This is a genomic window from Vreelandella neptunia (genome assembly GCF_034479615.1).
GTDB lineage: Bacteria > Pseudomonadota > Gammaproteobacteria > Pseudomonadales > Halomonadaceae > Vreelandella > Vreelandella neptunia.
In genome coordinates this window covers 2,950,603-2,964,293 of the sequence record NZ_CP140255.1, presented here as the reverse complement: position 1 = coordinate 2,964,293, position 13,691 = coordinate 2,950,603, and the positions used below count along the sequence as shown (strand labels likewise).

Sequence of the window (13,691 nt, the reverse complement as noted above, 5' to 3'; positions counted from 1 at the left end):
ATGATGGATGACCAGGCGCTGCTGCGCTATAGCCGCCAGATTATGCTGCCCGAGGTGGATATCGAGGGCCAGGAGCGCCTCCAATCTGCCCATGCAGTGATTATTGGGGCTGGCGGTTTGGGCTCTCCGGCAGCGCTCTATTTAGCTGCTGCTGGGGTAGGGCGCATCACTATCGCCGATGCCGACCATGTGGAACTTTCCAATCTTCAACGTCAAATTGCCCACCAGCACGCCAGTATTGGTTTAAATAAGGCGCACTCTGCCCAGGCCAGCATGCAAGCGCTCAATCCCCACTGCCACGTTGTTGCGTTAGACCAACATGTCGAGGGCGAACCGCTTGAACGCTTAATCGCTTCGGCGGATGTGGTGCTGGACTGTACCGATCGTTTCTCAAGCCGCTATGCGGTGAATGCGGCGTCCCAAAAAGCAGGTGTGCCGCTGGTATCGGGTGCGGCCATTCGCTTTTCAGGCCAGCTGGCAATTTTTGACCCCCGCAATACCGAGTGTCCCTGCTACGCCTGTCTCTATCCGCCCGACGAAAGTGGCGATGAAGCGCTAAGCTGCTCAGAAAGTGGCGTCATGGCGCCACTGGTGGGACTGATCGGCTGCTTTCAGGCGGTTGAAGCCTTTAAGCTGCTTAGTGGCGCAGGTTCTGCCCATCAGGGGCTCTCTACCTTTGATGGCTTAAGCGGCCAATGGCGGCACTTTCAAGTACCCCGCGATCCCGCTTGCCCTGTGTGCGCTCAGCGCCGTTGATGCTATTGGCAGCGCCTTAATCGTTAGCTTTTGCTTCTGTGCTGTCGTGCTCTGCGACGTTCGCACTCGTGGTTGAGCGCTTCTCGACGGTTGCTTTGGGCGAGGTTTTAGTCATGCTGCCGCTGGCATCGGCAAAGGCGTTTTTGAGTACTTCGTTGTCAGGATCCATATCGATACTGCCATGGAAAACGCTGCCATCTTCCAGTACCAGGCAAGGGGCAACAATAGTGCCTGAGACCTGGGCGCCCTTATGAATCGTTGCGCGGTGGTGTGCTACCAAGTTGCCGGTTACCTCACCTGATATATGCAGTGTGTGAGCAAATACATCGCCGTTGATATAGCCATTGGCACCCAGGGTAACGGTGTGCTGTTTGCAGGTGATAATGCCGCTTACGCGTCCCTCTACCGTCAAATCTTCATCGCTATTAATGTCTCCCTCTACTTGCGTGTGACCCCCGATTACGGAGAGGCTTGGGCGCGCACTGCTAGCCGGAGTGCCTGGCGTTGCCGATGAGCGTGTGTCAGGTGGTATTAGCGTCGCGGCCTTAGTTTCAGGGGGAGTATTCTTGGCTTTAAACATTGGTGACTCCAAGTAAATGACGCCAGAGCGCCTTTGAGGTGAGTGGTCGTGAGCATTAAATACCTTAATCGGCTTGTTACTGTCTCAAAGCCTGGAGTTAAGCCAAGTGAGTGGGCTTATTCACGCCGCCGCAATAAAGTGGAGGGAGTATAACGTTAGCTGGGGTAACCACATCTAAAGCGGCAGGAAGCGGTATGGGCATTCAAGTATGGTTTATTGTGCTGGGCGTTGGAGTAATGACGCTGATCGTATGGGATGGCAAGCGCCGTAAGCTAAAACAGCGCTCTTTAAACGCAGCAGGGAGACCACACCAAGCGCCTGCAGTGGATACCGTTCCCATCTTAGAACTCCCCTTTGAAGCAATGTCGCCACCTGAAGAAGCCTCCGCTGCGACGTCTCCCACCATCCAGGGCGTGTCTGGTGGCAGCCGGATTGGGTCAGCCACCCATATTTTAGGCAAGGTGATCGCCGATGAGCCTGTGCTCATTAAGGGGCGTTTGGAGGGGACGCTCATTGCGCCCAATCATCCTGTGTCTGTGACTGCTTCTGGCCACGTGGCGTCATACATTGAGGGGAGTTGTGTCGATATTGATGGGTACATGGTCGGTACGCTTAAAGCCAATACTAAGGCCACGCTGCTATCACGGGCACGCTTACAGGGGGTAGTCGAGGCTCCTCGCTTAGAGTGCACGGCGGGGGCTTGGCTCCAGGTTGACGTGGCGCAGGCGGCCAGCAGGCAAAGTGCTGCCATGGTGCCCTAAAGGCTGTGGTCATTCATTTATCATACTCCATACTAGACCAACGTCTAGGTTTGCACCTTGGCGCTTCAGTTTGTTTTAGCTTGGTCGATATCTCATTGAATAAATTAAAAATATTAAGGGATTAACAGAATGAAGCACCTCTCTATTAAATGGAGTCTGACTGCTGCGTTAGCCCTACTGGTTCTTATGATAGGCTTGATCAGTGGCCTCGGGTTTTATTCCAATCATAATAGCTCGCAGGCGCTTGAAGAACTGGCTGCCACCAACGTACGGCTCGTTAACTTAGCCAACCGTACACAGGTGCACGCACTTAGAGCGCAAACTTTTTTAGACCGTTCGGCAAGTTTCAGTACCCAAGGTAACCCAGACAAAGGGCAGGAAAGCCTTGTTATGGCCACAGAGGCGGTAGCTGAGGCCGAGGAGCGTTTTAATGAGTTTCGTGCTGTGCCAATCGATCCTGACGGCTCGCTGGCTCCCCACCGTGATGCGATTATCAGCGCTTACGATGCTTTTGTGACAGAAGGTATTTCTCCTCTACTAGAAGCCGCGCCTTTTCAAATTCAGCGCAAACAAGAAGAATTGGGGGCATTAAGCGCCGAATTGGATCTGGCCATGAGTGGTTTTATCGCTTATACCGAGGAGCGTGGCGCTAGTGTCCTTCAACAACTCAATCGCTTGGCGACTATTATTGGTGCCATTGCTATTACCCTTTTAGTGATTTCACTCGTGGCAGTGGTGGTGATTCGGTGGGCAATGATGCGTAGCGTTGTCAGGCCCCTTCGACGTGCCAGTGAACATTTTGCACGGATTGCCGAGGGGGATCTGACAGGCCAGATTGAGGATCGTGGGCGCAACGAAATTGGCCAGTTGTTCAGTGGGCTTTCGGCTATGCAGGAGAAGTTAAAACAACTGGTGCTGGCGTTGAGAGGCAGTAGTGAGCGGGTCTTCAGCGGGGCTGGGGATATCTCCGCGGGAAGTCAGGATCTCTCGTCACGAACCGAGCAGCAGGCCTCCGCGCTTCAGCAAACAGCCTCCAGCATGGAAGAAATGTCGGCGACGGTAAGTAAAAACGCTGAAACGGCCCAAGAGGCTGATCAGCTTTCGGTTACAGCGTCGCAGTCGGCGGAGTCAGGCGGTGAAGAGGTGGAGCGCACGGTGCAACTTATGCGTGAGATTGCGGCCAGTGCGAGCCAAGTAAACGATATTATCGGCGTGATTGATTCTATTGCCTTCCAAACCAATATATTAGCACTCAATGCATCGGTTGAAGCTGCCCGCGCGGGCGAGCAGGGCCGTGGCTTTGCCGTGGTGGCCAGCGAGGTTCGCTTATTAGCGACGCGAAGTGCTGATTCAGCCAAGGAAATTCGTAGCCTGATCGAGCAGACCACCACGAAAATTAACGGTGGTGCTGAACAAGCGGAGCGCAGTGGGCAGACGATTCATCAGACCGTGGATGCGATTCGCCAAGTCACTACTCTGATGGGTGAAATTTCGACCGCGACGCGGGAGCAAAATAGTGGCATTGAGCAGATTAATGCTGCCCTTACCGAAATGGACTCGGTCACCCAGCAAAATGCTTCATTAGTGCAGCAGACCAGCACGGCCGCGAGCTCGTTAGAGGGGCAGGCCCGTGAGCTAGCCGACTTGATGGCTACCTTCCGCATTGATGAGAGCGCTGCCAGTGCTGCTGCGCTGACGCATAAGGGGGCTACTCAGCAGCAACAGGCTCAGCACCAAGTCGGCGGCCATGTTGAGCCAGCGCCACGCCAGCAGGCGACGCAAAGTAAAAAAGAGGCTGTCGATGAGTGGGATGAATTCTAAGTTTTAATCGACTAAAAGCCGCCGATGATAAGCACACTTATCGTCGGCGGCTTTTTTACGCCTGGCTTTTACCGCTTATGTACGGGCGGAAACGCGCAGGCGCACATAATCTGCTGTCCAATTTCCTTGCTCATCACGAAGGCTGTGGCCGAGCAGCGTCAAGGTGTTCTCAAGCACGGCATCGCGCACATCCTCGTCAAGCCCATGTAGAAACGGGCTTGCAAACGTCTCAAGCCACCCAATCATGCCGGTGGGCAGCGGAGTAGGGCGTGGGATCAACTCAATGCTTTCTACTTTGAAGCCGACGGTTTCCAGCAGGTGGCCATATTCATGGGGCGTCGGGAAGTACCACGGATGCCGACCGCGGGCGCTAATGCCCCGAAACTGTAGGGCGGCAATCAGTGCGGTACAAATAGCGGCGACATTGCCATGACCGCCGAACTCGGCTACAAAACGCCCTCCTGGCTTCAATGCACGCTTAACGCCTGCTAGTACTGCCTGGGGGTCTAGCATCCAGTGCAGCGCCGCGTTGCTAAATACCGCATCAAACTCATGGTCGAAAGGCAGTTGGTGTCCATCAACTACGCGGGCGGTAATGCCCCGTTGTCGGGCGGCATTTACCATCTCTTCTGAAGCGTCAACACCGAGAACGTTAGCGCCCAGTTGCACAAGGCGCTCAGTTAAAGAGCCGTCGCCGCAGCCAAGATCCAAAATACGTTCGCCGGGTTGAGGCGCTAACAGCTTGACCACTTCGCTGCCTAGCTTAGGTACAAAATGAGCATTCTGGGCGTAGTCGCTGGCATTCCACTCTTGCCCGGGTGCATTTTGAGAGGTATCGGTCATATCGGCTTCCTGGCGTCGTTATTATTCCATCAAGTTTCAATTATCAGCATATAGCCTTATCAGTATAGCTTGCTGATGCCTAACTTATTAGATAGACAATGAAAATCTAATAGATGCCTCTCCATCGCGACCTCTTTGATAACTTAGCTATCGGCCTTGAGACGCAACTTTTGATAGCGTTCTAGCAAAAAAACTAGAATGGACACTCTTTATTCGTTTGAAGGAGGCGTTAATGGGCCTAGCGATGCCCTGCTATAGGGTTAATTCTCCCGTTGGGGTAATTGCCGACACCCACGGGTTGCTGCGCGATGAGGCACTCTATCTGCTGGATGGGTGCGAACTCATTCTGCACTTGGGAGATGTAGGCAGTAAAGAAGCGGATAAAACGATTTTGCAGCGTTTGGAAGCACTGGCGCCGGTGCACTGCGTTCAAGGCAATATCGATACGGCGGCGTGGGCGGAGAGCCTGCCGGTGCATCAAGACATCCTTGTGAACGAAAAACACCTGCACCTGGTTCACCGCTTAGAGGATTTCGACCCAAAGACTCCCTGTGCGGCGGTTCTGCATGGCCACTCCCATAAGCCCCGCAATGAACACCTGGAGGGAAAGCTGCTCTTCAACCCAGGCGCGGCGGGAAAGCGCCGATTCAATCTGCCTATTACGCTAGGCAAACTATGGATAGATCATCACGGCTTGCGCGGCGCGATTATACATTTGCTGTAGGCAGTTTTAAGCCTATCAGACACCCCTATTATATTGTACAAATCTGTTACCCTGTTAGTTAGCTATTTTAGATAAGTGTTATCCAAATAAGCGAGGTTCCATGAACGACATTATTAAGTTGCTGAAATCCCACCGTTCGATCCGTAAATTTAGCGACCGGCCGATCCCGAAAGAGTTGCTGCGGGAACTTATCCAAGCCGGGCAGGGGGCTGCGACCTCCAGCCATGTTCAGGCGTATACGGTTATTCATGTAAAAGACCAGGCGAACCGTGAGCAGATAGCAGAGCTGGCCGGTGGACAAGGTTATATTGCCACCTGTGCCGACTTTCTAGTTTTCTGTGCTGATATGAAGCGCCCCACGGAGGCTTCAGAGCGCACCGGTGCCAACGTTGTGCGGGGAATGACCGAGCAACTGTTGGTAGCAACAGTGGATACGGCGCTGATGGCGCAAAATGTGGCAGTGGCGGCTGAATCCGAAGGGTTGGGGATCTGCTATATCGGCGGTATTCGTAATAATCCCCAGGAAGTTAGCGACCTGCTACGCCTTCCCAAGCATGTGTACCCGGTGTTTGGTATGTGCCTTGGCTATCCGGAGCAAGAGCCTGAGGTGAAGCCGCGCTTACCCGTGGAGGCGGTTCTTAAAGAAGACTACTACACTGAAGACTGTGAGCAGGTAGAAGCCTTTGATACGACTATGCAGGCGTACTATCAGGCTCGTAGCAGCAGTAATAAAGACACTGACTGGTCCCGCAACCTCAAGCCTTTATTTGATAACAAGCTGCGCCCTCACATGCGCGATTTTTTAATCAAGCGCGGTTTTGAAATGAAATAAAGGGCGCTGCACACTATTTTTAATAGGATTTTTGGAAAAGAGAACGCTCAGTCGGTTGGTTGAGGTTCTCTTTTTCTCGCTTTCAGGAGCTTTACCGTATGCGCGTCTTTGCAAATCCCGTCGGTTCCGGCTCTCTATGGTTCGATAATCTCGCAACCGCAGACGGCACCCCCGTTGCCTACGATCCACAGGCCCGGGCTTTTGTGCCAATGCCCCCTTTTTGCATCAATCGCGACGTTATTGGCTGTAACTGGATTGCCCCTAAAGAGGGGGCTTTTTGCCGCGCTTGTGCTATGACAGCACTGGCGCCAGACCCTAGTCTTCCCAACGCTATTCCTAACTGGGCACAAACGGAAGCGGCTAAACGCTGGGTTCTGGATAACCTGGGCCGTTGGCACTGGTTTCGTCCGGAAGACCCAGGTGCGCCGCCGGTTTTCCATCTACTTGCCGAAGGCCCTACGCCTGTGCCGATGGGACACATTGAGGGTGTAGTGACCATCAGCGTAGCCGAGGTAGACCCCGTGCTGGTTACGACGCGTCGTGAAGCGTTAGAAGAGCCTTACCGTACGATGATTGGCCATATGCGCCACGAAATTTCTCACATGCTGTGGTGGCGGCTTAGCTTACGTGAGGATTTTATAAATGCCTTTCGAGAGATGTTTGGCGATGAGCGTCAGGATTACCAGGCCGCGCTTCAGCATCACTACCAAGATGGGCCGCCGCCTGATTGGAAAGAGCGCTATTTAACCACCTACGCTTCAGCTCACCCCCATGAAGATTGGGCCGAGACTGCCGCACATCTGCTGCATTTAACCGATATTGCCGACAGCTTTGCGGCATCAGATCTCACTTCGCCGGAGCTGCCTGGTCCACAGTGGGATCCGTACGCAGAGCCAGATGCCGAGCGTTTAATATACGTGGCTGCAGCGCTGACCGTCGGGGTCAACCACGTTAACCGCTCAATGGGGTTGCCGGATCTTTACCCCTTTGTGCTCTCAGAGACGGCCCGCCGTAAGCTGGCGTTTGTTCATGATTGGCTACGCCGCGGCGCGCAGGGTTTATAACCAGTCGCAAAGGTTGACACGGCAATAGTGAAGAATTGCCGTGACCATCTATACTGAGCTTCAAGGCTTTATTCGCAAGTAGATAACCGATAACAACTAACAATAAAATCGATGGCGACGCAGGCCATCGGTTAACCCGCATGGAGACTGCATATGACCCTTGATCGCGCTTACTACCTGCTAGCTACTTTCTACAGTTTAATAGTGATTATTGGGGTAATTGCTATATTGGCTGGAGGAGGAACGCTACTTGCTCCCATTCATTTGTTGTTGGGGGCGCTAGCGGTGATAGGGCTTTGGGGTTATATCCTCAAGCGCGGGTTTATGAATCCACGCATGTGGCGGCCCTTGGCCGGTGTGCTGGCGGTGGGCATTGTTGTTCAACTGTTCATTATGCTGACAACACCGCTTTCAAGCGTTTTATTAACATGGATGCTGACCAGTAGCATCTTTTCCGTCATGTTGGTCATTATGCTCTACCGTTATGGGAATCGAGACCAACCTCTCTGGGCGTCTGATCAAGAACGCACAGCCGCTAGACAACTAGACGTTTTATTAAGCGATAACTCCCCCATAACGGCCATCAAACGTGACGGAAGTCGTGAGAATAGCGTAAAGGTATCTAAATCGGGCGAAGGGTATAAAGCAAGCGTGACACGGCGTTCACAAGAGGGCCAAGAGCGCTTCGAGGAGCGTTTCCAATATCCCGAAACGCTAGTGTTTTTCTTAGAGAAATTTACCAGCGTAACGGTTAATGATTTCAGTCATTCTGCCTCGTTGGATGATCGAGACAGTGCCAAGGCCACGGTATAGATAAAATATTCAAGTTATTAGTGAGGTGCTGACATCTTGAGCTAGCATTTCTTCTAGCTGGAAGGCCAATGTTTGTTGTATGTGCAGGTAGAGTGGTTGCAGTGCTTTCTTTAATCCACTCTCTGCTTGTTGCTTATTGATGTAGTAAGCACTTCTTCTACCATGGAAGTTGATTGTTTCGCCAACTTTGGTGAAGTGAAAGCCTGTCAGAGCGAGAAGTCGTGGTAAGCTAGGTTCCATCATTGCAAAAACTTGAATTTTACCTAGCTGCCTCCCTAAAGCATAGCCGGTGATAAATAGGCCTGTAGCGAGTAGTGGAAAGAGCTGCTTCTCTTCAGTAGAAAAAAAGTATTATTGTGGCTGGTAGACGAGCTTTCTAAAGAAGTAGAGCTATCTTTAAGTCTTGTTCTGAAAAGGCGATTCACGGCCAGTCGTGAAATTTCATAGTAACTGCCTTGGGCAAGTTTGTCGGGGTGCAGCTCTGCGTGGGTGAGACTTTGGTTGCCGTAAGATTGTAATGGAAGCTGGTTAAGTGGATGAGGGCTGGAAGGCTGAGGTATAACCACTCGTACGCAGCCCGCTACTAGTCCTGTTCTCCGGTGTTCTATCAAACAGTGAATAGAGTTTTGGTCATAAACATCAAATTCGAGTTTTTTTATAGGGTCGCTAGCTTCTTCATATTGAAGCTCTTCGCAGTAAACATCATGCCTTAGACGATAAGCCAGTTGTTTCTCATGCTCATTTATGCAGAGTTTGAATTTGAACTCTTGTATGAATCTTGTAATAAATACAGCTGATGCTTCCTCGTTCTTCACTTGCAGTGGTAAAGAGCTCATGTGCTATCCCTATTTGATTCCAGAATTAAGTATAAACGGTATCTATTATTGAGAGCTAATTCCACTAAATGCTTCTGTTATTTTTATTGGCCTACCTAAATGAAACCCCTGGCCATAAGTAATCCCATAGGCCTTAAGTATTGGCAATAGAGCTTCTTGATCAACGAATTCAGCAATGGTTTGCTTACCAAAACCTTTAGCAATGTCGGCAATAGCACGCACAATGACGCGGCTGTCAGGGCTAATTAGCATGCTGCGAATAAAAGAACCATCAATCTTAATATAGTCGACGGGCAACTGCCCAAGGTAGTGAAAACTACTGAAACCCACCCCAAAGTCATCCAATGCGGTACGGCAACCCAGGTCACGTACTGCTTGTAATACGCCGCGTGCGGTAGAAAAATCAGTAACCGCAGCTGTTTCCGTTACCTCCAATATGAGGTGATGGGGATCAGCGCCACTAGCCGTCAGCTCGTCTGCCAAGTATTGCTTCAAGCCCCCGTCGTGAAGAGATTGGCCCGAAAGGTTAACTGCCAGAGTGATACCCCGATCCTGCAATTGGCTAAGTGCCTTTAAACTATGCCGTAATACCCAGCGGTCGATTAAAATAATCTGCCCGCTCTGTTCGGCAATAGGAATAAAATGCGCGGGAGAAATTAGGCTTCCATCTACGTCGTGCATTCGCAGCAGTACCTCGTGGTGTTTTACGTCTTGGTCTTCCAGACGCATAATGGGCTGCACCATTAGCTCGAAGCTATCCTCTTCAAGCGCATTGCGTATGCGTTCAACCCAGTAAACTCGTTCTTGCAGCTCGTCTTTAGCATTTTCTGATTTGGAGAGTAGATGCCAGTGCTGGAGACCACTCTCTTTTGCTTTGTACATAGCCACATCAGCGCTAGCCATAAGGTCAGTAGGGGTATTGCCGTGGGTTGGAAACAGGGCAATACCAATACTGGCAGTTACCCGGTGCCGCCGCTCGCCGACAACGAAGCCGATGCCCTCTAACAGTTGGACTATATATTGCGCCACACTGACTGCCTGATCGGCGTTGGTATCTTCTAATAGAAGGGAAAACTCGTCGCCACCCAGGCGGGCAATAACACCACGGCGGCCAAGGTTATGGAGGAGTGTGTCGGCAACTTCACTTAGTAATTTGTCGCCAACATGGTGCCCGCTCAGCTCATTCACCTCTTTGAACTGGTCTAAATCCAGCAGCAGTACCGCCCCTTTTTTCTTCGCTGGGTGTTCAAGGGCGATTTGTAGCGCATGCTGGAAATAGCGTCGGTTGTACAGTTCTGTTAACGGGTCGCGTTCAGCCAGCCAGGTTAACCGTGCTTCAGCAGCCTTGCGCTCGGTAATATCTAGCCCTACTGATATGCGTGATACTTTCCCCTCATTACCTGTCTGTAAAGGGGCATGATACCAAGCAATAGTATGAAGGCGGTGATCGGGCGTACGTAGGGTTTTTTCTTCTTGCTGGGGATAGGAAAACGTATTCAACGTGGCAGGGGCACCCGCCTCGAAGACATCAACAAAATGACGTCCAAGTAGCGAAGCCTCATTAAGCCCCAGCATCAACTGAGCATACTCATTGGCTAGGCTTATCCTTCCAGTGCAGTCTTGAGCAATTATAAACACCTGGGCTGTGTCCAACAGGCCACTGATGAAGTCCCGCTCTTTGGCTAGCTCTTCAATGCGCTCGGCTAGTTGGTCACCGCGTTCTTGTACTTCACTCTCTAACAGTTCGAGCTGGCGCGAAAGCTCGAGTGTGGTGCTCTCAAGCACATCTATCTCGTCGGGAATGCGGCGGCGGTGGTTGGGAATGGCGGAGTGTATGTCGCTAAACTTCCCGTCGGCCAAAGCAGGAAGCAGCCCGGCGACTCTACGTAGTCTAGCCATTGGGCCAAGCAGTATGACCAGTAGCAGTAGTTCAGCGGCAATCCAGCCGAGCACGCCGACGAACAGCAGCGTGCGAGTATCCTGATTAATTGCTTTAATTTGTTCGGTAATGTCTGATATCAGCAGGAAGTAACCGATATTGCTACGCTCGTTATCCTCTTCCATGCGCACTGCGCTGAGTTCTAAATGCCTGCCGTCATGTTCAAGACTTAATGGTGCTTCCATCAAGCGGCGAACAGGGGCAGTGTCTGCCGCTTGCTGCAACGGGACTAGGCTTTGTTCTTCGCTTGTGAGTGCGAGCAGTTGACCGTTCCATGCTGGCAACTGTCGTATTGTCGTTACCTGATTGTCTTCAGCGGGCCCGGTCACGAGTAGTGCGACTTCGCTGCCAGAGACTTCTTTAGCTTGCCGTGTGACGTCGGCTAACGAGCGGGACAGCACGACCATGCCAACACTTTCTCCGTCCACAAGAACCGGTACGGCAGCAAACTGCTGGCAGCTAGCTGAACAGCGAAGCGCTGAAAGTGGTCGTTCGGTGTCCATAACACGACTTACCCAGCTCAAGATGGGAAGCTGTGCTTGCGAATTTCCGGTTCCCCAGCTTCCCATGACTTGTCCGCGAGTATTGATGATTAAAATCTCATCAATCCCTGCCTCGAGCTGAAGAGCGGGCCACTGGGCGTCCAGCGCTTGCTCCACATCGGCTGTGCTGCCTGCTTGTAAAGGCAGTCCAAGGCTCGCAGAAGCGGCAGTCAAACCGGCTAACTGGCGTAAATTTTCCGATGAACGGAGTAGTGCTAAACGGATTTCTCGCTGCTGGCGTTCATGGTGCTGAGTGCGACTTTCCTGAAACTGACGGGTTAAGTTGTCGTGACCTAACCACGTAAAAAGTGTTACCAGCGCCAACAGCAGGAGGCTACTTAACGCGATGACCCGCCAGGTTAGGCTAAGACGCTGAGGCGTTCGAAAAAGGGTGGGTGTTTTCATCGCGGTAACGTCCTAGCCAGGATCGGGGGAAACGTCAGAAGCGCAGCGATAGCTGGAATAACCACATATTCCATCTTCGGCTGGTCGCTGAAAAGTCTTGATTATCCTGAATGGGCAGCCAACCAGTGCCGTCCACATGGTGGTATTCGCCTGCCAACATTACTTGAGGGTGCGGTGTCCACTGAAGACCAAATGTTAGATCCTCCGCAAATTGGGTGTGTGCAGGCCCTAGCCCCTTAGCTTCAAAGTCTTTCCCTGAAGGATCATTTCGATTACTGATTAAACTGTCATAGCGTATTAGCCACTGCCAATTGTCGTAAAAGCGTCGAGTGTATTGCAAGTACCAGCTTTCACCTGTTGTATTGAAATTTAAAGAAGTTGGGTTGAAGTTTTTGAATCCTGATCGCCGTAATGCATACTCAGCAGTTATACTCCAAAGCTCTTGATTGTATTGGAGTGAAAATATCCAGGGCGTAAAGTAAAAATCTCCATCGTTCACACCTTGGTAGTGTGACTCTATTCGAGACTTCACATTAGCGTTGCTTACAGCTGCAACAATACGTCCTCCATCATGCTCATAGCGAACCTGTGCAATGGTGGATTGCTGAGGATTGAAAGAGCCTGCAATACGCTGTAGTTGAAGCGTTTGACTTAAATCATCACCAGCCTGAGGCTCGCCTAGACCAAGCTGGCCCCTTACTACTCCGCTATCCAACCGCTCTTCCAAATATAACGTTAGCCCATCCCCTGTAAGAGCCAAAGAACGCGTTCGGTCAAAATAGATAGACTGTGGTAGCAATATACTCGGACGGGTAAATGCCACGTCGCGGGTTTGGTTGTAAAAGCCAAAAGGGTTTTTAATTCGGCCTAGCTGAATACCAAGGGTACGCTCTTGGTTTGAAATCATTTGGTAATCAACTAGACCGTAATCCAGCTTAGGTTCAGCATCGCTGCTATTGCCTCCAGCTCGACGACTTAGCACTTGGGCAGCAACAAGCACATCCTGATGGGGACGTAAGGAGACGTTGAGGCCGATTTCGGTGAATTCGAAACTGCCCTCATCTTGGCTACTTTGACCAAAAAAGTTGTTATCGTCAGTAATCACTAGCGCTTGGCTAAGAAAACCATGTACCTGCAGAGTATCAAGGGCATGTTCGTCGCTTTGTGCGTTAGCAGCTAATCCCATTGCAACGGTGCCTAGCAAAGCGGCAATGGTTCGGCATTCATTCCATCGAAATGACTTGGACTCTATCATCCAGATACTCCCTTTCAAGATAGCCAATAGCACCGGGTGTCGTGGCAATGCGTTCGTACATTTCGGTTTGGTCACTTACACGGTCGGGGGCTTGCCCTGTACCTGAGAAGACCATGCGATCCCAGGCTAGCTGAAGCTGATGCGGGTAAACCGCCAATTGCTCTTTGGCAAAACGAGCATGCACGGGGTGGCTATTACTCAAGACGAAAACCCTGACAGCTTGGCCATCCGGCCATGTGCGTTGGCGCATCGCAAAAATTGCGCGGGTGGTATCCCGATTCAGCCAGCGGGTAGTAACATCAGGATGAGCCACTAAATAAAGTGGTGCTTCCCGAGCGATGGCATTCGTTGCTGCGAAAGTGAGTCCCACCAGCAAAACAAGGGTGGTCACTGCCAGTAAGGCCAATCGCAATGGAGAACCGCTTATAACCGGTGATGGCATTGGTGATGGCTTACTGGTTGATTGATGAACGCCAGGTTCACGCACGATGCAGTTCTGCTCTGCACATTAAATGTGTAT

General features: G+C 51.5%; 13 protein-coding genes. 7 read left to right on the top strand and 6 right to left on the bottom strand.

Annotation, left to right across the window (positions count from 1 at the left end):
• Nucleotides 1-756, top strand: coding sequence for a HesA/MoeB/ThiF family protein (locus tag SR894_RS13815; RefSeq protein WP_133730095.1), 756 nt, complete (start codon nucleotides 1-3; stop codon nucleotides 754-756).
• Nucleotides 757-772: 16 nt separating this feature from the next.
• Here SR894_RS13815 and SR894_RS13810 read toward each other — a convergent pair whose 3' ends face one another.
• A complete protein-coding gene (locus tag SR894_RS13810; protein ID WP_133730096.1) occupies nucleotides 773-1,336 on the bottom strand; it encodes a bactofilin family protein in 564 nt (187 codons plus the stop codon).
• Between the two features lie 194 nt (nucleotides 1,337-1,530).
• On the opposite strand from SR894_RS13810, the gene SR894_RS13805 reads away from it, so the two are divergent.
• Together SR894_RS13805 and SR894_RS13800 are read left to right on the top strand one after the other, a co-directional pair.
• On the top strand, nucleotides 1,531-2,097 hold the full coding sequence (locus SR894_RS13805) for a bactofilin family protein (RefSeq protein ID WP_133730097.1): 567 nt from the start codon (nucleotides 1,531-1,533) through the stop codon (nucleotides 2,095-2,097).
• Between the two features lie 129 nt (nucleotides 2,098-2,226).
• Entirely contained in the window at nucleotides 2,227-3,918 is a 1,692-nt protein-coding gene (locus tag SR894_RS13800; protein WP_223288593.1) for a methyl-accepting chemotaxis protein, read from the top strand.
• Nucleotides 3,919-3,993: 75 nt separating this feature from the next.
• On the opposite strand, the gene SR894_RS13795 is transcribed toward SR894_RS13800, so the two are convergent.
• Complete coding sequence (locus tag SR894_RS13795) at nucleotides 3,994-4,761, bottom strand: class I SAM-dependent methyltransferase (protein ID WP_223288592.1); 768 nt, start codon at nucleotides 4,759-4,761, stop codon at nucleotides 3,994-3,996.
• A gap of 232 nt (nucleotides 4,762-4,993) precedes the next feature.
• On the opposite strand from SR894_RS13795, the gene SR894_RS13790 reads away from it, so the two are divergent.
• From SR894_RS13790 to SR894_RS13775, 4 genes are all read left to right on the top strand, one after another.
• On the top strand, nucleotides 4,994-5,485 hold the full coding sequence (locus SR894_RS13790; protein ID WP_244286469.1) for a metallophosphoesterase family protein: 492 nt from the start codon (nucleotides 4,994-4,996) through the stop codon (nucleotides 5,483-5,485).
• Between the two features lie 100 nt (nucleotides 5,486-5,585).
• Nucleotides 5,586-6,317, top strand: coding sequence for an oxygen-insensitive NADPH nitroreductase (gene nfsA, locus SR894_RS13785; RefSeq protein WP_133730100.1), 732 nt, complete (start codon nucleotides 5,586-5,588; stop codon nucleotides 6,315-6,317).
• A gap of 98 nt (nucleotides 6,318-6,415) precedes the next feature.
• Entirely contained in the window at nucleotides 6,416-7,381 is a 966-nt protein-coding gene (locus SR894_RS13780; protein ID WP_133730101.1) for a zinc-binding metallopeptidase family protein, read from the top strand.
• Between the two features lie 153 nt (nucleotides 7,382-7,534).
• The gene (locus SR894_RS13775) at nucleotides 7,535-8,194 is read left to right on the top strand and encodes a hypothetical protein (protein ID WP_133730102.1); all 660 of its coding nucleotides are present in this window, start codon (nucleotides 7,535-7,537) and stop codon (nucleotides 8,192-8,194) included.
• Between the two features lie 275 nt (nucleotides 8,195-8,469).
• Here the strand turns inward: SR894_RS13775 and SR894_RS13770 are convergent, their stop codons facing one another.
• The 4 genes from SR894_RS13770 to SR894_RS13755 are packed head-to-tail and all read right to left on the bottom strand — an operon-like array spanning nucleotide 8,470 to nucleotide 13,613.
• Nucleotides 8,470-9,030 (bottom strand): PEP-CTERM/exosortase system-associated acyltransferase, encoded by a 561-nt coding sequence (locus SR894_RS13770; RefSeq protein WP_246638191.1) that lies wholly within the window; start codon nucleotides 9,028-9,030, stop codon nucleotides 8,470-8,472.
• Between the two features lie 45 nt (nucleotides 9,031-9,075).
• Complete coding sequence (locus SR894_RS13765) at nucleotides 9,076-11,916, bottom strand: bifunctional diguanylate cyclase/phosphodiesterase (protein ID WP_133730104.1); 2,841 nt, start codon at nucleotides 11,914-11,916, stop codon at nucleotides 9,076-9,078.
• A gap of 34 nt (nucleotides 11,917-11,950) precedes the next feature.
• Nucleotides 11,951-13,171, bottom strand: coding sequence for a hypothetical protein (locus SR894_RS13760; RefSeq protein ID WP_166650315.1), 1,221 nt, complete (start codon nucleotides 13,169-13,171; stop codon nucleotides 11,951-11,953).
• Entirely contained in the window at nucleotides 13,140-13,613 is a 474-nt protein-coding gene (locus tag SR894_RS13755) for a hypothetical protein (protein WP_208862631.1), read from the bottom strand. Before SR894_RS13755 ends, SR894_RS13760 begins: the two co-directional genes overlap by 32 nt.
• Nucleotides 13,614-13,691: the final 78 nt, after the last annotated feature.

Excerpts from the sequence above, each read along its gene's own strand:
- SR894_RS13770 (WP_246638191.1), bottom strand. The coding sequence starts at position 9,030 with ATGAGCTCTTTACCACTGCAAGTGAAGAACGAGGAAGCATCAGCTGTA.
- SR894_RS13790 (WP_244286469.1), top strand. The coding sequence starts at position 4,994 with ATGGGCCTAGCGATGCCCTGCTATAGGGTTAATTCTCCCGTTGGGGTA.
- nfsA (WP_133730100.1), top strand. The coding sequence starts at position 5,586 with ATGAACGACATTATTAAGTTGCTGAAATCCCACCGTTCGATCCGTAAA.
- SR894_RS13815 (WP_133730095.1), top strand. The coding sequence starts at position 1 with ATGATGGATGACCAGGCGCTGCTGCGCTATAGCCGCCAGATTATGCTG.
- SR894_RS13765 (WP_133730104.1), bottom strand. The coding sequence starts at position 11,916 with ATGAAAACACCCACCCTTTTTCGAACGCCTCAGCGTCTTAGCCTAACC.
- SR894_RS13760 (WP_166650315.1), bottom strand. The coding sequence starts at position 13,171 with ATGATAGAGTCCAAGTCATTTCGATGGAATGAATGCCGAACCATTGCC.
- SR894_RS13810 (WP_133730096.1), bottom strand. The coding sequence starts at position 1,336 with ATGTTTAAAGCCAAGAATACTCCCCCTGAAACTAAGGCCGCGACGCTA.
- SR894_RS13800 (WP_223288593.1), top strand. The coding sequence starts at position 2,227 with ATGAAGCACCTCTCTATTAAATGGAGTCTGACTGCTGCGTTAGCCCTA.
- SR894_RS13805 (WP_133730097.1), top strand. The coding sequence starts at position 1,531 with ATGGGCATTCAAGTATGGTTTATTGTGCTGGGCGTTGGAGTAATGACG.
- SR894_RS13775 (WP_133730102.1), top strand. The coding sequence starts at position 7,535 with ATGACCCTTGATCGCGCTTACTACCTGCTAGCTACTTTCTACAGTTTA.
- SR894_RS13795 (WP_223288592.1), bottom strand. The coding sequence starts at position 4,761 with ATGACCGATACCTCTCAAAATGCACCCGGGCAAGAGTGGAATGCCAGC.
- SR894_RS13780 (WP_133730101.1), top strand. The coding sequence starts at position 6,416 with ATGCGCGTCTTTGCAAATCCCGTCGGTTCCGGCTCTCTATGGTTCGAT.
- SR894_RS13755 (WP_208862631.1), bottom strand. The coding sequence starts at position 13,613 with ATGCCATCACCGGTTATAAGCGGTTCTCCATTGCGATTGGCCTTACTG.